The following is a 20,262-nucleotide window of genomic DNA, read 5'->3' as shown; positions in this document are numbered from 1 at the left end:
GGTATTAAATACACGTAGTAAAATATTGCAATACTAATAAAAACTGAGCATTGCTAACATTTGAATAATTAAAGCCTATCACAAGGCATACGCTTTAAAAATAATACACGACCAAAAAAGCCAGCAACATGCTGGCTTTTACGTCACTGCAAACAAATTAACGAGGTAAGCTTGGGAATGACACTTCGGCCATATCGCGCATACAACGTACTACTTGGCAGCTGTAACCAAACTCATTGTCGTACCATACATATAAAACAATACGGTTATCTTCAACAATTGTTGCTTGTGAATCAACAACACCTGCGTAACGGCTACCGACTAAATCGGTAGATACAATTTCCGTTGATGCAGTGTAATCAATTTGATCACGTAAGTCTGAATGAAGTGCTGTATCGCGTAAAAATGCGTTTAGCTCTTCAACAGAAGTACTTGTTGCTAAATTAAGGTTTAAAATAGCTAACGATACGTTAGGCGTAGGTACGCGGATAGCATTACCTGTTAACTTACCTTCAAGCTCTGGTAATGCTTTTGAAACCGCTTTTGCAGCTCCCGTTTCAGTAATTACCATGTTAAGTGCTGCGGCGCGGCCTCGGCGCTCTGCTTTGTGGTAGTTATCAATAAGGTTTTGATCGTTCGTGTACGAGTGTACAGTTTCAACATGGCCATTATTAATACCAAACTTATCGTTTAATGCTTTAAGCGTTGGTGTAATTGCATTGGTTGTACAGCTTGCTGCACAAACAATTTTATCTTCAGGTAAAATATCTTTGTTATTCACACCATATACGATGTTTTTGATATTACCTTTTGCTGGTGCTGTTAATAATACTTTTGCAGCGCCCTGACACTCTAGGTGTTGGCCAAGGCCCGCTTCGTCTTTCCAAATACCGGTGTTATCAACGATTAATGCATTGTCGATACCGTATTGGGTGTAATCAATTTCGCTAGGAGAGTTAGCGTAAATAACTTGAATGTAGCTACCGTTAGCTTTAATTGCATTACGTTCTTTATCAATCGTGATTGAGCCATTGAATGGACCGTGAATTGAATCGCGACGCAATAAGCTTGCACGTTTTTCAAGATCACCATCTTTACCACCACGCACAACAATAGCGCGCAAACGTAAATCTGAATATGGACCTGATTTTTCAATTAATAAACGCGCGAGTAAACGACCAATACGACCAAAACCATACAACACAACATCGCGTGGTTCTTTCGCTGGTAAATCAGCTATTTCTGCAAGTTCGTCTTTAACAAACTCTTCGACTGAACGACCATTTGCGGCTTCAGTGAATAAATAACTATATGCAAGCTTACCAATATCAATACGTGCAGAGTTTAATTCCATTTTGCTGATAGCTTCTAAAAATGGGAAGCTTTCGCGCAAACGTAATTTAGTGCCTTCAAACTGAGCAACGGTTTTGTGAGATTTGATAATATCGATAGTACTGGCATTTACGAGAGGACGGCCATATACCGCAATTTCAATACCACGATTACGGTAAAGCTTACCAATGATTGGTTGCATACTTTCTGCGTAATCTTGGCGCTCTTGCCAACTATTTGTGTATTCTAACTCGTGAGATGAGGTCATTTTATTTACCTAAGTTAAACATTTTGAACGGATAGCCCAAATGGGCACTGCCATTCTAATTTAATCTGACGTTATTCTCTACTGTTAGGAGTTAAATGATTGAGCTAGAATAGGAGGGTATATATTCATTTGGGGTTAAGGGATGTTTCTAAAAGCAAGTGTTTTACTAGGGTTGGTAGCCCTAACTGGGTGTGGAGATCAGTTGACACTCTCAAAGGTATGCAAAGAAACACCAGGGTTTTGTGCCGATCTAAATAAAGATAGCCACTGTAAGGAGCCTCGCGCAGAGGTTATTATAAAACGCTACACAGAATATAAAGACCCGACAGATGAAAATAAATACCAATTACTTAAAGGATTTGAAGATTACAATCAATGCATAACATTGGCTGCAAAAATCGAGCACGTAAAACTCAAAGAAAAAACAACCTCTCGTATTGATGGACAACTAACTAGTATTAAAGAAATAACACGCTTATACCGAGATACTAAAAATACTAACCACCCAGGTTTACTTTATTACCATTGGTCGCGCAATAATAATCAAAGTGCACTAACTAAACTTCTTTCGCTAGAAAACGAAACGAGTGTGACACAAAGTGCTGAAATGCAATTTTTCTTAGCGTCGTATTACATTAAATTCGATGATGAAAAAACCATTGATTTACTCTACAAAACATTAGAGTTAAATAAAAAAGACACCGTACCTAACCCCGAAGTCCTTACCTCATTAATTAGCCTGTTTTATAAACATGATAAATTTAAGCATGCATATATATTTTCTAAAGTGGCCCAAATGTTCGGTATTGAAAATATTGAACTGCTGCCAATAGAACATCAACTAATTAGTAGCGGTAAAAGCTTAGACAGCTTAGATATACTTGCAGAGCAAACATATTTGCAAATACAAAACGGTGAGTTTGTATCACCTAGAGAGTTTTAATTTATTAGTATAAAAATAAGCTAACTTTTTAGTTAGCTTATTCATGTAAAATAAAAAGGCAGCTTACGCTGCCTTTTTTTATTTTGCTTTACTTGTGCCCACTTCTACGCGGGTTTTAAGCTTTTGACCTGGTCGAAAGGTCACCACACGACGCGCCGAAATAGGAATATCTTCGCCTGTTTTCGGGTTGCGGCCTGGTCTTTCTTTTTTGTCTCGAAGATCAAAGTTACCAAATCCAGAGAGCTTAACCTGCTCGCCTTTTTCTAGCGCTGAGCGGATTTCTTCAAAAAACGCTTCAACTAAATCTTTGGCATCTTTTTTATTGATCCCGAGCTTTTCAAATAGGTGTTCAGCTATGTCGGCTTTAGTAAGCGCCATATCTAGTCCCTCAACGATGCATTAAACTGTTCGGCCAATTCGGCCACCACGTTATCAACTACTAGATTGATATCTTTCTCTTCGAGTGTTCTATCAACCGCTTGCAGTGTTAGAGCAATCGCCAAACTCTTATAATTTGGCTCAATACCTTTGCCCTTATACACATCGAATAAGTTTAGGTCAACCAATTGATTTCCGCCAACTTTTTCGATCACGCTTAAAATGTCACCCGATTTAACGCTGTCTGCCACTAAAATCGCGATGTCGCGGCGATTTGAAGGGAATTTAGACACCCCTTCTGCTTGCGGTAAATTTCTTTTCTCTATTGCTGACATTTCAATTTCAAAAACAAAAGTTGCGTTGTTGATATCTAACAACTTTTGAGCTTGTGGATGTAAAGCGCCAAAAAAGCCAACCTTTTTACCATCAACATATATTACTGCTGATTGACCAGGGTGAAGCCCATCTGACTGCTCTGCTTTAATTTCAAAACGAGTAACGTCATTGGTAATTGCAAGTAAGGCTTCAACATCACCTTTTAGGTCATAAAAATCAACATTACGTTTCTCTTCAACCCAATGTTCACCATTTACAAGACCAGTAATAACACCACCAATAACCGGTACTTGGTAAACACCGTTTTCTGCACTTTCGTCGCTTATAAATTTAAGACCATGTTCGAATAAACGAATACGAGGTTGTTGGCGATTTTGGTTATACGCTACAGACGCTAATAAACCCGGCATTAAACTTACGCGCATTGCCGACATTTCAATTGAAATAGGGTGCGGTAATACCATTGCTTTACATTCTGGATGCAAAATAGCTTGTGCCTTAGGGTCTACAAAACTGTATGTAATTGCTTCTTGGTAACCACGAGTCACTAACGTATTGCGGAACTTGCTAAGCGCAATCGTTGCTTCGTTATGTGTCGTCATTTTAAGTTTTGCTGTAGGCGCAACATTAGGAATGCTGTTGTAACCGTAAACACGTGCTACTTCTTCAATTAAGTCTTCTTCAATGCGAATATCAAAACGGTAGCTTGGTACATCAGCACTCCAGCTATCATTTTCTACTTTTACATCAAGTCCTAAACGCGTAAGAATATCGGTTACTTTAGCATCTTCAATATGATGGCCAATAACACGGTCTAAACGTGCACGACGAAGGCGTACTTCAGTCACTTTTGGTAGTTTGTCAGCTGCGACAGCTTCGACAACAGGACCTGCTTGACCGCCTACTATTTCAAGAAGAAGTGCTGTCGCACGTTCCATTGCATCGTGTTGCAGAGCAAAATCAACACCGCGTTCATAACGGTGTGAAGCATCAGTGTGCAAACCGTAGCTACGTGCTTGGCCTGCAATTGCAACAGGATTAAAAAATGCACTTTCGAGTAAAATATCAGATGTTTTATCTGTAACGCCTGATTGCTCACCACCAAAAACACCCGCAATTGCAAGTGCTTTGTTATGATCGGCTATCACAAGTGTTGTGTCGTTTAATTTAGCGGTATTACCATCTAATAAAACAAGTTCTTCACCTGCATTTGCACTACGAACTTTAATACCACCTTCAATCGCATTTAAATCAAACGCGTGCATTGGATGACCAAGCTCAAGTAATACATAGTTAGTCACATCAACTACTGGATCAATTGAACGTACACCACTACGACGTAGCTTTTCAACCATCCAAAGTGGTGTTTCTGCATCAAGGTTAATGCCTTTGATCACACGGCCAAGGTAACGAGGACATGCATCTTCGTTAACTAGCTCAATTGATACTTTGTCATCAATTGTTGGCGTAACCGCAGGAATATCTAATACACTTACGTCAATGCTGTTTAAAACACCTACTTCACGTGCTAGACCTTTTATACCTAAGCAGTCACCACGGTTTGGCGTTAAATCAACATCTATAATGTTGTCATCAAGACCTAGGTAGTCACGTAAATCAGTCCCTACTGGTGCATCGCTTGGCAATTCCATAATGCCGTCGCCTTCTTCGCTAATACCTAGCTCAACAAAAGCACATAGCATTCCGTTTGAAGGTTGACCGCGTAGTTTAGCTTTTTTAATTTTAAAGTCACCAGGAAGTACAGCGCCCACAGTTGCAACAGCAACTTTAATACCTAAACGACAATTTGCTGCACCACATACGATATCAAGTAGCTCATCGCCACCTACGTTAATTTTGGTAACACGTAGTTTATCTGCATCAGGGTGTTGCCCACATTCAACAACTTCACCCACAACTACGCCATTAAATTTGGCCGCAGCAGGCTCAACGCCATCAACTTCTAGACCAGCCATTGAAAGCTGTTCCGAAAGAGCTTGCGTATCAATAGCAGGATTTACCCACTCTCTTAACCACTTTTCACTAAATTTCATTTTATTGTTTCACTCTTAACGGAACTGGTTCAGGAATTTTAAGTCATTTTCGAAAAATGCACGTAAATCGTTTACGCCATAGCGCAACATAGTTAAACGCTCTACACCCATACCAAAAGCAAAGCCGGTGTATTTTTCTGGGTCAATGCCCACAGACTTAAGTACATTTGGATGTACCATGCCGCAGCCTAGTACTTCTAACCACTTACCGTCTTTACCCATAACATCTACTTCAGCTGAAGGTTCTGTAAATGGGAAGAATGAAGGACGGAAACGAATTTCCATATCTTCTTCAAAAAAGTTACGTAAAAAATCATGCAAAATACCTTTTAGCTCAGTAAAGCTAACATCGGTATCAACCATTAAACCTTCAACCTGATGAAACATAGGTGTATGTGTTTGATCGTAATCGTTACGGTATACACGTCCAGGTGAAATGATGCGCAGTGGTGGCTGCTCAGTTTCCATAGTACGAATTTGCACGCCACTTGTCTGTGTACGTAGTACTAATTTAGGATTGAAATAAAAGGTATCATGATCAGCACGTGCTGGATGGTGCTCTGGAATATTTAGCGCATCAAAGTTATGAAAATCGTCTTCGATTTCTGGACCAGATTTAACTTCAAAACCTAACTCACCGAAAAAGCTTTCTATGCGCTCAATAGTGCGCGTAACTGGGTGTAAACCGCCAGTAGGCATAGCACGCCCAGGTAGAGTTACATCTATAGTTTCAGCAGCTAGCTTTTCTTCAAGTGCTTTACTTGCTAGCAATTCACGCTTTTCGTTGATAGCAGCTTGTACATCTTGTTTAGCTTGGTTTATAACTTGGCCTGCTTCTTTACGTTCTTCAGGTGCTATTTTGCCTAGCGTTTTAAGCAAGCTTGTGATTTCGCCTTTTTTGCCAAGGTAATTAACCCTGATTTCTTCTAACTGCGCGATTTCACTGGCACTGGCTACCGCCTCAAGTGCTTGCGCTAATATGTTTTCTAAGTTCATTCGATACCTGATCTTTCACAGAAGGTGATTGCTGTTAAGTAATAGCTTATGATAACTGAAAGCAGGGTCTAGATTCTAGACCTACTACAGCTTTAACGTTGATTTTATAAAAGGAATTGTTAATTTTCTCTGTGCAGCCATTGACGCATGATCTAATTTGTCGAGTACATCGAGCAAAGCACGCATATCACGGCTTAAACGCGTTAATAAAAAACGTGCACATTCATCACTTAATTCAAGGCCGCGCATATGGGCGCGCTTAACAAGTGCTTGTGCTTTATCGTCATCACTCATAGAGCGAATTTGAAAGGTTGTTCCCCACGTTAAGCGAGACTCTAAATCTGGCAACGTAATATTAAGCATGCTAGGAAGTAAATCGGCAGTTACTACTAACATCTTACCGGGTTCGTTAAACCGGTTAAAAAAGTTAAATAGTGCTTTTTCCCATGCATCATTCCCTGCAACTAAATGCACGTCATCAATACATAAAACATCAAGCGCTTCTAAACCGTCTAGTACCATAGGTCCAAAATCAATCACTTCGCGCATAGACAGTAGCATATTAGACAGGCCACGCTCTTGAGCTTTAATGCAGGTCGCATACAAAAGGTGAGACTTACCCGAGTCACCTAATCCACATAAATAGGTATACTGAAACGTTTTTGCTAACTTCGAAAAACTATCTTTCAAATGGTTAACTTCTAACGAATCTTCTCCACCAAAGTACGATGCAAATGTTTCGTCATCCGGTAAAGTAACCGGTAATGCCATTTGCATCGGCTCAGAAGTTAGCATTATGGCGTTATCCATTGATACTCTAAGCTATTTTTATCAACAACATGATAAAAAGCGCGTGGATCCTCATAATCTTTAAATGAGGAGTCTAACCCTAATCCTTTTTTAAGATCGCTTAGGTTACCAGTATGGTTTAGCTTAAACTCTACAAACTCCGGTGTTTTACGCACAATTTTAACTTGAGTAACAACGCTTAAACTCAATAACCTTCGTTTTGCTAATTCAACATCAATAAAACTTTGCGTGCCCTTTAGCGTAAGCATAGCAGTAGCTTGTTCATAATAAGCATTTGGATCAATAGCGTACTCGCTTGCAAGACCTCGTGCTAAGGTATCGATCATTTGGCTTACTATTTGCTGCTTATCACCCGTTAATCTATTTGAATCAAATAAATCATCATTTGTAAAACGCCAATCTAAAATCCAATTTTCGCTATCCGCTTCTTTATACATTCTTGCCGTAATACTTCGCTCAGCACTGTAGCGTTTAGAAGCCTCTTCTACTGGTTCTGAAAAGTTACCCCATACTTCAGGGATACCTACTAAACGTCTATCTTGTAAATCAAGTAATGGCACTACAACGGGTAGCCCCCGGCGTCCTGCCTTGTCATAAATTAACTGCTCTAGCTGCGGGTAACTTTCTTGTGTTACTAATTCTCTGCGCCAGTTGTCTTCAATACCTAACCATATTGCAACTAATGGGCGCTGCACTCCCCATAAAGGTAAGTTTAATTCTTTGATTAGCGCGTTGATCTTTCGAGCTTCAAATTTAACAACGAGTTTCAATTGTCCATTTGCTCTCTCGTCATATTCAAACTTAAGCATATAATCAGAAATATCTTTAGTGCGTTGCTGTGCTAATTTATTTTGATCCGCAGTTTCATCACCGCTTACTTTCACTAAGACATTGAGTAAAGCTTTGCGACTCGCCGCTAATCGAGTATCTCGTGTTTTATCATCCACTTTTAAAATATCTTGATATAGATCAGTTACTTCAACTGCCGTTACAGAAAAACAAAATAAAATGGATATGGCACTAATTAATAATCTATACACAGGCTATTAGTTCTTGGTTTTAAACTGATTTGATCCTAAATCAAAGACAGTAACAAAGCAAAATTAAATTTGTTATCTAAGGAAATGAAAGTAATTGGCTTTTGTAGAAAGTAAAAAAGATTAAATATAAATAAGTGCGTAGTACGCTATTCACCTACCCTTAACTTTATTGCAGACGTAAAAAAGCCCGAATCGTTAGATTCGGGCTTTCTACAATTTGAGGTCGGTGCGCTACGCAGTAGGATGTCGTAGTGCCCACAGCGGTAGAGAGCCACAGTGAAATGCTACACTATCTTTGCGTCGGGAGTCGCTACGCTCGCCCGACCTACGTGATAGGTGTTGATGTGAGTGTATATTAATTACGCGTATTTTACTTTTCTGCAGACGTAAAAAAAACCGACTATTTCTAGTCGGGCTCTCTACAATTTGAAGCCTGGTAATGTCCTACTTTCACATAGCAAATGCTACAGCTACACTATCTTTGCGTCGGGAGTCGCTACGCTCGCCCGACCTACGTGATAGGTGTTGATGTGAGTGTATATTAATTACGCGTATTTTACTTTTCTGCAGACGTAAAAAAACCCGACTATTTCTAGTCGGGCTCTCTACAATTTGAAGCCTGGTAATGTCCTACTTTCACATAGCAAATGCTACACTATCATCGGCGCTGTTTCGTTTCACTACTGAGTTCGGCATGGAGTCAGGTGGGTCCAAAACGCTATTGTCACCAAGCAAATATGGTGCAAAGAATTAATGACAAGCACGTAGTGCTACCATTTTCTTTGCGCAAGGTGCCTAAACTTTAACGCTACGCGCTAAGAGTCACCTCTTGAATTTGGAAAATATCTGATAATATTTTTTAAGTCTTTCTAAGTAATATCTACTTTAGTCATATTAACTTCTTCGCGTGTTTCACTATCACATAAAACGCGTTTGGCGTTGTATGGTTAAGCCTCACGGGTAATTAGTACAAGTTAGCTTAATGGCTCACACCACTTCCACATCTTGCCTATCAACGTTGTAGTCTTCAACGGCCCTTCAGAGACTTTAAAAGTCTAGTGAGAACTCATCTCGAGGCCTGCTTCGCGCTTAGATGCTTTCAGCGCTTATCAGTTCCGAACGTAGCTACCGGGCAATGCCATTGGCATGACAACCCGAACACCAGCGGTTCGTTCACTCCGGTCCTCTCGTACTAGGAGCAACCCCTCTCAATTCTCAAACGCCCACGGCAGATAGGGACCGAACTGTCTCACGACGTTCTAAACCCAGCTCGCGTACCACTTTAAATGGCGAACAGCCATACCCTTGGGACCGACTTCAGCCCCAGGATGTGATGAGCCGACATCGAGGTGCCAAACACCGCCGTCGATATGAACTCTTGGGCGGTATCAGCCTGTTATCCCCGGAGTACCTTTTATCCGTTGAGCGATGGCCCTTCCATTCAGAACCACCGGATCACTATGACCTACTTTCGTACCTGCTCGACGTGTCTGTCTCGCAGTTAAGCTGGCTTCTACCATTACACTAACCGTACGATGTCCGACCGTACTTAGCCAACCTTCGTGCTCCTCCGTTACTCTTTAGGAGGAGACCGCCCCAGTCAAACTACCCACCAGGCACTGTCCGTAACCCCGATTCAGGGGCCAACGTTAGAACATCAAAACTACAAGGGTGGTATTTCAAGGTTGACTCCAACAAAACTAGCGTCTCATCTTCAAAGTCTCCCACCTATCCTACACATGTAGGTTCAATGTTCAGTGCCAAGCTGTAGTAAAGGTTCACGGGGTCTTTCCGTCTAGCCGCGGGTACACAGCATCTTCACTGCGATTTCAATTTCACTGAGTCTCGGGTGGAGACAGCGTGGCCATGGTTACACCATTCGTGCAGGTCGGAACTTACCCGACAAGGAATTTCGCTACCTTAGGACCGTTATAGTTACGGCCGCCGTTTACCGGGGCTTCGATCAAGAGCTTCTCCCTAAGGATAACCCCATCAATTAACCTTCCGGCACCGGGCAGGTGTCACACCGTATACGTCATCTTGCGATTTTGCACAGTGCTGTGTTTTTAATAAACAGTCCCAGCCACCTGGTCACTGCGGCTCCCGTCCGCTTAGAGAGCAAGTCTCATCACAGATAGGAGCGTACCTTCTCCCGAAGTTACGGTACGATTTTGCCTAGTTCCTTCACCCGAGTTCTCTCAAGCGCCTTAGTATTCTCTACCTGACCACCTGTGTCGGTTTGGGGTACGATTCCATATAATCTGAAGCTTAGAGGCTTTTCCTGGAAGTATGGCATCAGCAACTTCATCACCGTAGTGACTCGTCTCGTGTCTCAGGTTTAGTGTTCGTCCGGATTTACCTAAACAAACGCCCTACTCACTTTCACATAGACTACCAACGCTATGCTTGCTTAGCCTGCTCCGTCCCCCCATCGCAATTATATCGAGTACAGAAATATTAATCTGTTTCCCATCGACTACGCCTTTCGGCCTCGCCTTAGGGGTCGACTTACCCTACCCTGATTAACATGGGATAGGAACCCTTGGTCTTCCGGCGTGGGAGTTTTTCACTCCCATTATCGTTACTCATGTCAGCATTCGCACTTCTGATACGTCCAGCATACCTCCCGGTACACCTTCAACCGCTTACAGAACGCTCCCCTACCACTCAGAATAAATTCTGAATCCGCAGCTTCGGTGCATAGTTTAGCCCCGTTACATCTTCCGCGCAGACCGACTCGACCAGTGAGCTATTACGCTTTCTTTAAAGGATGGCTGCTTCTAAGCCAACCTCCTGGCTGTCTGGGCCTTTCCACATCGTTTCCCACTTAACTATGACTTTGGGACCTTAGCTGGCGGTCTGGGTTGTTTCCCTCTTCACGACGGACGTTAGCACCCGCCGTGTGTCTCCCGGATATTACTTTACGGTATTCGGAGTTTGCAAAGGGTTGGTAAGTCGGGATGACCCCCTAGCCTTAACAGTGCTCTACCCCCGTAAGTATTCGTCCGAGGCTCTACCTAAATAGATTTCGGGGAGAACCAGCTATCTCCCGGTTTGATTAGCCTTTCACTCCTAGCCACAGGTCATCCCCTAACTTTTCAACGTTAGTGGGTTCGGTCCTCCAGTTGATGTTACTCAACCTTCAACCTGCCCATGGCTAGATCACCGGGTTTCGGGTCTATACCTTGCAACTATTCGCCCAGTTAAGACTCGGTTTCCCTACGGCTACCCTATTCGGTTAACCTCGCTACAAAATATAAGTCGCTGACCCATTATACAAAAGGTACGCAGTCACCCAACAAGTGGGCTCCTACTGCTTGTACGTACACGGTTTCAGGTTCTATTTCACTCCCCTCACAGGGGTTCTTTTCGCCTTTCCCTCACGGTACTGGTTCACTATCGGTCAGTTGGGAGTATTTAGCCTTAGATGATGGTCCACCTATATTCAGTCAAAGTTTCACGTGCTCCGACCTACTCGATTTCACTTAAAATGTCTTTTCATGTACGGGACTATCACCCTGTATCGTGGCACTTTCCAGAGCCTTCCATTAACACATAATAAGCTTAAGGGCTGTTCCGATTTCGCTCGCCGCTACTTTCGGAATCTCGGTTGATTTCTTTTCCTACGGGTACTTAGATGTTTCAGTTCTCCGCGTTCGCCTCGTTAACCTATGTATTCAGTTAACGATACCTGCAAGCAGGTGGGTTTCCCCATTCGGAAATCCTAGTCTCAAGCGCTTTTTACTAGCTTGACTAGGCTTATCGCAAGTTAATACGTCCTTCATCGCCTCCAACTGCCAAGGCATCCACCGTGTACGCTTAGTCACTTAACCATACAACCCAAACGGGTCTTTGTTTTGTGACAGTTTAACTTCGCCAGAAGTCAATATTGAATACTAAAGTAGATACCAATCAATCAACTCATAAGAGTTAACTAAATGGCACTCAATGGTACTGCTACCATTGTTTTTTTACTTTTGAAAACTCTTGATAAATACAATGTATTCATCAGAATTTTATTATCAGCTTTTCCAAATTTTTAAAGAGCATATTAATTAGTTATCCCGAAGGACAAGCACTAATTAACAATCATCTGTGTGGACACTACGAACAAATAAGTTCTAAATCGTATAAGGAGGTGATCCAGCCCCAGGTTCCCCTAGGGCTACCTTGTTACGACTTCACCCCAGTCATGAATCACTCCGTGGTAAACGTCCTCCCGAGGGTTAGACTATCTACTTCTGGAGCAACCCACTCCCATGGTGTGACGGGCGGTGTGTACAAGGCCCGGGAACGTATTCACCGCGTCATTCTGATACGCGATTACTAGCGATTCCGACTTCATGGAGTCGAGTTGCAGACTCCAATCCGGACTACGACGCACTTTAAGTGATTCGCTTACCTTCGCAGGTTCGCAGCACTCTGTATGCGCCATTGTAGCACGTGTGTAGCCCTACACGTAAGGGCCATGATGACTTGACGTCGTCCCCACCTTCCTCCGGTTTATCACCGGCAGTCTCCTTAGAGTTCTCAGCATTACCTGCTAGCAACTAAGGATAGGGGTTGCGCTCGTTGCGGGACTTAACCCAACATCTCACAACACGAGCTGACGACAGCCATGCAGCACCTGTATCAGAGTTCCCGAAGGCACCAAACTATCTCTAGTAAGTTCTCTGTATGTCAAGTGTAGGTAAGGTTCTTCGCGTTGCATCGAATTAAACCACATGCTCCACCGCTTGTGCGGGCCCCCGTCAATTCATTTGAGTTTTAACCTTGCGGCCGTACTCCCCAGGCGGTCTACTTAATGCGTTAGCTTTGAAAAACAGAACCGAGGCTCCGAGCTTCTAGTAGACATCGTTTACGGCGTGGACTACCGGGGTATCTAATCCCGTTTGCTCCCCACGCTTTCGTACATGAGCGTCAGTGTTGACCCAGGTGGCTGCCTTCGCCATCGGTATTCCTTCAGATCTCTACGCATTTCACCGCTACACCTGAAATTCTACCACCCTCTATCACACTCTAGTTTGCCAGTTCGAAATGCAGTTCCCAGGTTGAGCCCGGGGCTTTCACATCTCGCTTAACAAACCGCCTGCGTACGCTTTACGCCCAGTAATTCCGATTAACGCTCGCACCCTCCGTATTACCGCGGCTGCTGGCACGGAGTTAGCCGGTGCTTCTTCTGTCAGTAACGTCACAGCTAGCAGGTATTAACTACTAACCTTTCCTCCTGACTGAAAGTGCTTTACAACCCGAAGGCCTTCTTCACACACGCGGCATGGCTGCATCAGGCTTGCGCCCATTGTGCAATATTCCCCACTGCTGCCTCCCGTAGGAGTCTGGGCCGTGTCTCAGTCCCAGTGTGGCTGATCATCCTCTCAAACCAGCTAGGGATCGTCGCCTTGGTGAGCCATTACCTCACCAACTAGCTAATCCCACTTGGGCCAATCTAAAGGCGAGAGCCGAAGCCCCCTTTGGTCCGTAGACATTATGCGGTATTAGCAGTCGTTTCCAACTGTTGTCCCCCACCTCAAGGCATGTTCCCAAGCATTACTCACCCGTCCGCCGCTCGTCAGCAAAGTAGCAAGCTACTCTCTGTTACCGCTCGACTTGCATGTGTTAGGCCTGCCGCCAGCGTTCAATCTGAGCCATGATCAAACTCTTCAATTAAAAAGTTTTATGTCTTTCGACAGCTCAATGAATTCTGAATTTTTGTTTTTGTTGCCAAAAACGAATTGACTGTGCGTTATTATTTTCACTTTTAAAAAAGTGAAATCAAAACAGCTCAAGGCTGAATCTTTTAATAACATATGGTCACTCAGTTTTCAATTGAGACTCTAATTTGTTTGCCTCGCTAATTACCCATAAAGAATAAGTAGTTTGGCTGTTAGAACTCAATCTGTACGAGTGCCCACACAGATGATTGCTTTATATTGTTAAAGAACGTTTTGAGTCGCTTTAGCGTCTCAAGGGATGCGAATAATACACCCTTTATTTTTCGAGTCAATACTTTGTTTTAAACTTTCTTTTTAGAAGATTTAAAACCGAAGTTTTATTTAACTCTCTAAGTAGTTCCTGCCTCGCTATGCGTTGGCCTTTCCCGTCTCAGTGGGGTCGCATTATAGGGAGCGGCGGATTTTACGCAAGCGTTATTTTCATAAAATAGTAATTAAAATTAAGCCCCAGCAAGCGCACATGATAAGCACAAGTTACCCACAAAAGCCTGTTGATAACTCTGTTTTTGAACTTTAAAACTAAACACTTTTATCTTGATGTGATAAGTTGCGGTCACTTTTTTTAACTCATGTATTTAGGCAGTATCCATGACAGACATAATAAATAATATAAGTGCCCTTCTATGGGGGCAAGTTCTCGTCTACTTATTAATAGCAGCGGGCCTCTTCTTTACTTTTCGACTAGGCTTTATTCAATTTGTGCAATTTCCACATATGTTCAAAGTTATGTTTGGCTCTCGTAAATGTGCCGACAACGAAATTTCATCTTTTCAGGCTTTTTGTACTTCATTAGCTGCACGTGTTGGCACGGGTAACATGGCTGGCGTTGCTGTTGCTTTATATTTGGGTGGCCCAGGTGCTATTTTTTGGATGTGGACTATAGCCTTAATTGGTATGGCTACAAGCTTTGCCGAGAGTACCTTAGCACAAGCTTATAAAACAAAAGACGCCGAAGGCAATTTTAGAGGTGGCCCTGCTTATTATATGCAAAATGGTTTAGGTAAACGCTGGATGGGCGTTTTATTTTCGTTATGTTTAATTTTAGCCTTTGGTTTAGTATTTAACGCCGTACAGTCGAACTCTATTGCTGCAGCATTTGAAGTCGCGTTTGATGTACCTAAGTATATAGTAGGCATTTTCTTGGTTATTGGTTCTGGCATCATTATTTTTGGTGGCCTAAAAACCATTTCACGTTTTGCTGAAATGGTTGTGCCATTTATGGCATTAGCTTACCTGCTGGTTGCTCTTTATGTATGCGCCACTAACTTTACTGCTCTACCAGATGTGCTAGTGCTTATCATAAAAAGTGCTTTTGGTATTGAACAAGCTGGTGCTGGTGCTATTGGATACGGTGTCACACAAGCGATGATCCAAGGTATAAAGCGTGGCTTATTCTCAAACGAAGCCGGTATGGGTAGTGCAGCTAACGCCGCAGCTACTGCGACGCCTTACCCTCCTCATCCTGCATCACAAGGTTATGTGCAAATGTTAGGTGTATTTATCGATACTATTGTTATTTGTACAGCGACTGCTTCTCTTATATTACTATCTCAGCAATTAGTACCTGAATCTGGTGTCATGGGGATTGAACTTACACAAGCAGCATTACAAGAACATGTCGGCGATTGGGGTACTTACTTTATTGCTATTGCTATATTGTTTTTTGCTTTTACTTCTATTGTGGCTAATTACTCTTACGCTGAAACAAATTTAATGTTTTTAGAGCACAACTCTAATAAAGGTATGTTTATCTTTAGACTGGTGGTTTTAGGTATGGTGATGTTTGGTGCTGTTGGTGAGCTTGGTTTAATTTGGACGCTGGCAGATATATCAATGGGTTTAATGGCCATTGTAAACGTTATAGCGCTATTTATGCTTTCAGGTGTTGTTGTATGGCTCTCTAAAGATTACAACGAACAACGCAAAAAGGGCTTAATACCCACCTTTGATAAAAGTAAGCACCCTAAACTTGTTAAAGAGGTCGATCCTGAGGCCTGGAAATAAACAACAACCAGCGAGCTACGGCTCGCTTTTTTAGTTCTAAAATAAAAAGTACTTACATTAGGTCATTCTACCCTTTATAAATGAAAAGCAGTTACGGACGATATGTACTGTATAGATATTATCTAATTATCAGCTTAGATAAGACAACCTACAAAAAATAGGTGTTCAATGCCAATAATTCTGCATAAGTGCTTTATTGATTGCCTATTTGGAGTTTTCACCATAACTCTAGACTTACTATTACCCGTGATTTTTAACTTCCAATGAACATGTATTACTAACCAATTCGATAATTATACCAACCTGCATAAATCTTTAAGCAATTTAACAAATTAAATTGCACTATAACGTCGTTAAAAAATTTTTATTTAGAACAACCAGATACAAAAACTTTTGCCTAGTTCTAGCGTAATTTTCTTAACGTTAAATAGATCCTATATATAAGCGGATTGGTATTACTTTATGCTATCAGTACATGAGTGCGTGATCTTTGCTTTCAAGGCTGTTTGCTCTAGATATGTAAATTGCTTTACTGTTTTAAATTATCTAAAGCTCACGGTCTATTTTACGGGTTGACATCATAAGCCTATGGCGATTAGCCCAATTCAAAGTGCACAATTAGTATTAGGTGCCACGCGTCACTAAGGGTTGTGTGGCTGGTTTATTTGAGACGTTATAAGATTGGGTTTAGAGATATTACATTATGCATATCAAGATAATATAAATCATAGAAAACATAAAAATAATAAATCAGGTTCTTGCTGGATATTTTTTATATATTAGAAGGTGTATTAAATAGTTTTTAAGCGGAGTGCTTAATATAAAGATGGTGCCCGAGGCCGGACTTGAACCGGCACGACTTGTTAGTCGAGGGATTTTAAATCCCTTGTGTCTACCAATTCCACCACTCGGGCATCGAGTTTGCTAATTAAAGCGTGTGGAGTAAATTATATGGAGGCGGAACCCGGAGTCGAACCGGGGTAAACGGATTTGCAATCCGGTGCATGGCCACTCTGCCATTCTGCCTAAATGTGTCCAAATAATTTGGAGCGGTACACGAGGCTCGAACTCGTGACCTCGACCTTGGCAAGGTCGCGCTCTACCAACTGAGCTAGTACCGCAAAATACTGTTTTATCAACTTTAAATCATCTTGGTAAAATAATTTAAAGTGGTGCCCGAGGCCGGACTTGAACCGGCACGACTTGTTAGTCGAGGGATTTTAAATCCCTTGTGTCTACCAATTCCACCACTCGGGCATCGAGTTTGCTATTAAAAGCAAGTGGATAAAACTAATATGGAGCGGTACACGAGGCTCGAACTCGTGACCTCGACCTTGGCAAGGTCGCGCTCTACCAACTGAGCTAGTACCGCATCATATTAATTCTAAATTAACCATTTTATAAATTACACTTGGTAATGCAATTAAACCACAAAGTGGTGCCCGAGGCCGGACTTGAACCGGCACGACTTGTTAGTCGAGGGATTTTAAATCCCTTGTGTCTACCAATTCCACCACTCGGGCATCGAGTTTGCTAATTAAAGCGTGTGGAGTGTTGAAATGGAGGCGGAACCCGGAGTCGAACCGAGGTAGACGGATTTGCAATCCGGTGCATGGCCACTCTGCCATTCCGCCCCTGTACGGGGTATTAACCTTAAGATAAACTTGGAGCGGTACACGAGGCTCGAACTCGTGACCTCGACCTTGGCAAGGTCGCGCTCTACCAACTGAGCTAGTACCGCATTTTATTTGTCAGTTATTTTAATTATCACATGATTACTTATGTGAGTCATTTAGGTAACTGATTAATTACCGTTTTGTTTATCTCGGGGGCTATGCCCTCTCAACACGGACGCATTCTACAGAGATTATTAAACGCGTCAATACAAAAAATGCTAGTTTTGAACTGTTTGCTTGTTTTTTATCTAAAACGGTGCGTTATTATACATTTAGAGTTAATTTTTAGTCAATTCGCCCCACGCTGCACGTAAATATTGCAGCATTGAACTCAAGGTTAAAAAGGTCGCAATGTACAGTAGTCCAAAACTTAAATAGTTCATCCACGTATCATATTGCCAAATCAAACCGATAATGGCTAACATTTGTGCAGCCGTCTTTATTTTACCCATATTTGATACAGCGACGTTACCACGCTTACCTTGCTCTGCCATCCATTCACGAAGTGCAGATATGATAATTTCACGACTTATTATAATAAGAGCGGGTATTGTCATATACATTGATTGGTACTGATCAGATAATGCGACTAGCGCAGCACATACCATTACTTTATCAGCAACGGGATCTAAAAAAGCACCAAAAGGAGTTGATTGCTCAAGCTTTCTTGCTAAATAACCGTCGAGTATATCGGTTATTGATGCAAGCCAAAAAATAAAAGCGGCAGCAAAAAAAGCCCAGCTATAAGGCAAATAAAATATCACCAAAAAAACGGGGATAAGAAAAAGTCTAAATGTTGTGAGTGTGTTTGGAATATTCCACATAACTACTTGGATATGTCTTTTTTTCTATATTCGCATGTAGGGCTAGCCCTTGTCATGCAAATGGTTAAATATCTTCTCAGCCATGTCAGGGCTGATCCCAGGAACTTTCTTTAACTGTTCTATATTAGCAGCTTTTACTCCCTGCATGCCCCCTAAATATTTTAATAATGTTTGGCGACGTTTAGAACCTACTCCATTTATTTCTTCTAATAGTGATTGTGTTCGTTGTTTTTGACGTTTATTACGATGCCCTGCAATAGCAAAGCGATGAGATTCGTCGCGTACATGCTGAATCAAATGCAGTGCTGGTGCATCAGAATCCATTGGGATAGTTTTTCGACCACCGTCAATCAATAGTGTTTCAAGGCCAGGCTTACGGCTAGTACCTTTAGCAACACCTACTAACAAAGGCATTTTTGTATGTGGCCAGTTAGAAAAGTACTGCTCCGCGCGCCCCAGTTGCCCCTTACCACCATCAATAAAGATAACGTCTGGAATTTTGTCTTCATCTACTAATTTGTTGTAACGCTTATTAAGTGCAAACTCCATTGCAGCATAATCATCACCACCGGTTATACCCGTTACATTATAGCGCCTATACTCTTTTGTATTTGGGCCTTGTGAGTCAAATACAACACAGCTTGCAACAGTGTTCTCCCCCATGGTGTGGCTTATATCAAAACACTCCATTCGAGTAATATCGTCAAGTCGCAGTGTTGCTTTTAATTGTGCATAACGTTTATTAATAGAGTCTTGGGTACTTTGCTTAACTGCAATACTGTTTAATGCATTTTTGTTGGCCAGTTGCAAGTATTGAGCACGCTCACCACGGGTAACTACTTTAAGTATTACTTTGCGCTCACTTACTTGTGTGAGTGCTTCGCCGAGTGCATCGCTCTCTTCTATTTCAAACGGTAATATGATTTCTTTTGCAATACGCCCTGTTGATCCAGGCGCTAAGTAGTATTGGCCTAAAAATGAGGTTAGGATTTCTTGCTCACTTGAATCTTTAGGTACTTTAGGAAAATACGTTTTACTGCCCAGTACTTTATGATCGCGGATCATTAATAAATGAATACCATTTAAACCATTTAAATGAGCAAAACCAACTACGTCCATTTCAGCAAAATTACCTGATATAGACTGTTGCTCCTGCATTTTACGAAGTAGCATTATTTGGTCGCGAACTTTTGCCGCCAGTTCAAAGTTTAATTGTAGGCTGGCTGCTTCCATTTTTTTTATTAAATCAGCAATAACTTCGTGAGATTTACCCGTTAAAAACTTACGGACATAGTCAACTTGCTCGCTGTAATCATCATCCGTAACTTTATTCACACACGGAGCTGAGCAACGCTTAAGCTGATATTGCAGACACGGGCGACTTCTTGCGCGGTAATAAGCATCTTCACATTGACGAACAGGAAATATTTTTTGCATTAAGCGCAAGCTTTCAGATACAGCTCCTGCACTAGGGAATGGCCCAAAGTATTCGCCTTTAATTTTACGACTACCACGATGAAACGCTAAACGAGGGTGTTTATGGCTCGTTAGTAAAATATAGGGATACGACTTATCGTCGCGTAATAATATGTTATAGCGAGGCTGATATTTTTTTATTAGATTATTTTCAAGCAGCAGCGCTTCGGTTTCAGTATTAGTAAGTGTGACGTCAATATCACAAATATTACTCACTAAAACGCGTGTTTTACTGTCGGTAATGTTACTTCTAAAGTAACTGCTGACACGCTTTTTTAAATGCTTGGCTTTACCAACATAAATAACTTGGCTATCACTATCAAGCATACGGTAAACACCAGGCTCGCTTGATAGCGTTTTGAGGAAATGTACGTGATCAAATTCAGACATAAA

General features: G+C 41.8%; 10 protein-coding genes, 8 tRNA genes and 3 rRNA genes. 2 read left to right on the top strand and 19 right to left on the bottom strand.

The window, feature by feature from the left end:
- Positions 1–157: 157 nt before the first annotated feature.
- The gene (locus tag P4S71_RS15485) at positions 158–1,600 is read right to left on the bottom strand and encodes a glyceraldehyde-3-phosphate dehydrogenase (RefSeq protein WP_007378329.1); all 1,443 of its coding nucleotides are present in this window, start codon (positions 1,598–1,600) and stop codon (positions 158–160) included.
- Between the two features lie 142 nt (positions 1,601–1,742).
- Between P4S71_RS15485 and P4S71_RS15480 the strand changes: the two genes are divergently transcribed.
- Entirely contained in the window at positions 1,743–2,543 is an 801-nt protein-coding gene (locus tag P4S71_RS15480) for a DUF2989 domain-containing protein (RefSeq protein WP_096793394.1), read from the top strand.
- A gap of 78 nt (positions 2,544–2,621) precedes the next feature.
- Here the strand turns inward: P4S71_RS15480 and ihfA are convergent, their stop codons facing one another.
- The 8 genes from ihfA to P4S71_RS15440 all read right to left on the bottom strand — a co-directional run bounded on the left by ihfA (position 2,622) and on the right by P4S71_RS15440 (position 13,824).
- The gene (gene ihfA / locus P4S71_RS15475) at positions 2,622–2,921 is read right to left on the bottom strand and encodes an integration host factor subunit alpha (RefSeq protein ID WP_002960690.1); all 300 of its coding nucleotides are present in this window, start codon (positions 2,919–2,921) and stop codon (positions 2,622–2,624) included.
- Between the two features lie 2 nt (positions 2,922–2,923).
- Positions 2,924–5,311, bottom strand: a complete 2,388-nt coding sequence (gene pheT / locus P4S71_RS15470) for a phenylalanine--tRNA ligase subunit beta (protein WP_033039153.1) — start codon at positions 5,309–5,311, stop codon at positions 2,924–2,926.
- Positions 5,312–5,326: 15 nt separating this feature from the next.
- A complete protein-coding gene (gene pheS, locus P4S71_RS15465) occupies positions 5,327–6,307 on the bottom strand; it encodes a phenylalanine--tRNA ligase subunit alpha (protein WP_007378326.1) in 981 nt (326 codons plus the stop codon).
- Positions 6,308–6,391: 84 nt separating this feature from the next.
- Entirely contained in the window at positions 6,392–7,102 is a 711-nt protein-coding gene (gene hda, locus P4S71_RS15460) for a DnaA regulatory inactivator Hda (protein ID WP_007378325.1), read from the bottom strand.
- The gene (locus P4S71_RS15455; RefSeq protein ID WP_033039151.1) at positions 7,102–8,157 is read right to left on the bottom strand and encodes a DUF2066 domain-containing protein; all 1,056 of its coding nucleotides are present in this window, start codon (positions 8,155–8,157) and stop codon (positions 7,102–7,104) included. Before P4S71_RS15455 ends, hda begins: the two co-directional genes overlap by 1 nt.
- Before the next feature lie 617 nt (positions 8,158–8,774).
- A 5S ribosomal RNA gene (gene rrf, locus P4S71_RS15450) occupies positions 8,775–8,889 on the bottom strand.
- A gap of 211 nt (positions 8,890–9,100) precedes the next feature.
- Positions 9,101–11,990 (bottom strand): 23S ribosomal RNA (locus P4S71_RS15445).
- Positions 11,991–12,288: 298 nt separating this feature from the next.
- Positions 12,289–13,824 (bottom strand): 16S ribosomal RNA (locus P4S71_RS15440).
- Together the 16S, 23S and 5S rRNA genes form the textbook arrangement of a ribosomal RNA operon.
- Positions 13,825–14,477: 653 nt before the next feature.
- Here P4S71_RS15440 and P4S71_RS15435 point away from each other — a divergent pair.
- A complete protein-coding gene (locus P4S71_RS15435) occupies positions 14,478–15,893 on the top strand; it encodes an alanine/glycine:cation symporter family protein (RefSeq protein ID WP_337150950.1) in 1,416 nt (471 codons plus the stop codon).
- Positions 15,894–16,720: 827 nt separating this feature from the next.
- Here the strand turns inward: P4S71_RS15435 and P4S71_RS15430 are convergent.
- From P4S71_RS15430 to uvrC, 10 genes are all read right to left on the bottom strand, one after another.
- Positions 16,721–16,807 (bottom strand) — tRNA-Leu (locus P4S71_RS15430).
- A gap of 38 nt (positions 16,808–16,845) precedes the next feature.
- Positions 16,846–16,919, bottom strand: a tRNA-Cys gene (locus P4S71_RS15425).
- A gap of 19 nt (positions 16,920–16,938) precedes the next feature.
- A tRNA-Gly gene (locus P4S71_RS15420) sits at positions 16,939–17,014 on the bottom strand.
- Between the two features lie 49 nt (positions 17,015–17,063).
- A tRNA-Leu gene (locus P4S71_RS15415) sits at positions 17,064–17,150 on the bottom strand.
- 39 nt (positions 17,151–17,189) lie between these two features.
- Positions 17,190–17,265, bottom strand: a tRNA-Gly gene (locus tag P4S71_RS15410).
- 64 nt (positions 17,266–17,329) lie between these two features.
- Positions 17,330–17,416 (bottom strand) — tRNA-Leu (locus P4S71_RS15405).
- Between the two features lie 37 nt (positions 17,417–17,453).
- A tRNA-Cys gene (locus P4S71_RS15400) sits at positions 17,454–17,527 on the bottom strand.
- Positions 17,528–17,558: 31 nt separating this feature from the next.
- Positions 17,559–17,634 (bottom strand) — tRNA-Gly (locus P4S71_RS15395).
- 213 nt (positions 17,635–17,847) lie between these two features.
- Positions 17,848–18,393, bottom strand: coding sequence for a CDP-diacylglycerol--glycerol-3-phosphate 3-phosphatidyltransferase (pgsA, locus tag P4S71_RS15390; RefSeq protein WP_033016396.1), 546 nt, complete (start codon positions 18,391–18,393; stop codon positions 17,848–17,850).
- A 42-nt stretch (positions 18,394–18,435) separates the two neighbouring features.
- The gene (uvrC, locus tag P4S71_RS15385; RefSeq protein WP_337150949.1) at positions 18,436–20,259 is read right to left on the bottom strand and encodes an excinuclease ABC subunit UvrC; all 1,824 of its coding nucleotides are present in this window, start codon (positions 20,257–20,259) and stop codon (positions 18,436–18,438) included.
- Positions 20,260–20,262 lie beyond the last annotated feature (3 nt).

The sequence above is a fragment of the Pseudoalteromonas sp. B62 genome, assembly GCF_037162565.1.
Classification (GTDB): domain Bacteria; phylum Pseudomonadota; class Gammaproteobacteria; order Enterobacterales; family Alteromonadaceae; genus Pseudoalteromonas; species Pseudoalteromonas fuliginea.
The sequence above is the reverse complement of the archived record's forward strand: the minus strand, read 5'-3'. Positions and strand labels throughout refer to the sequence as shown.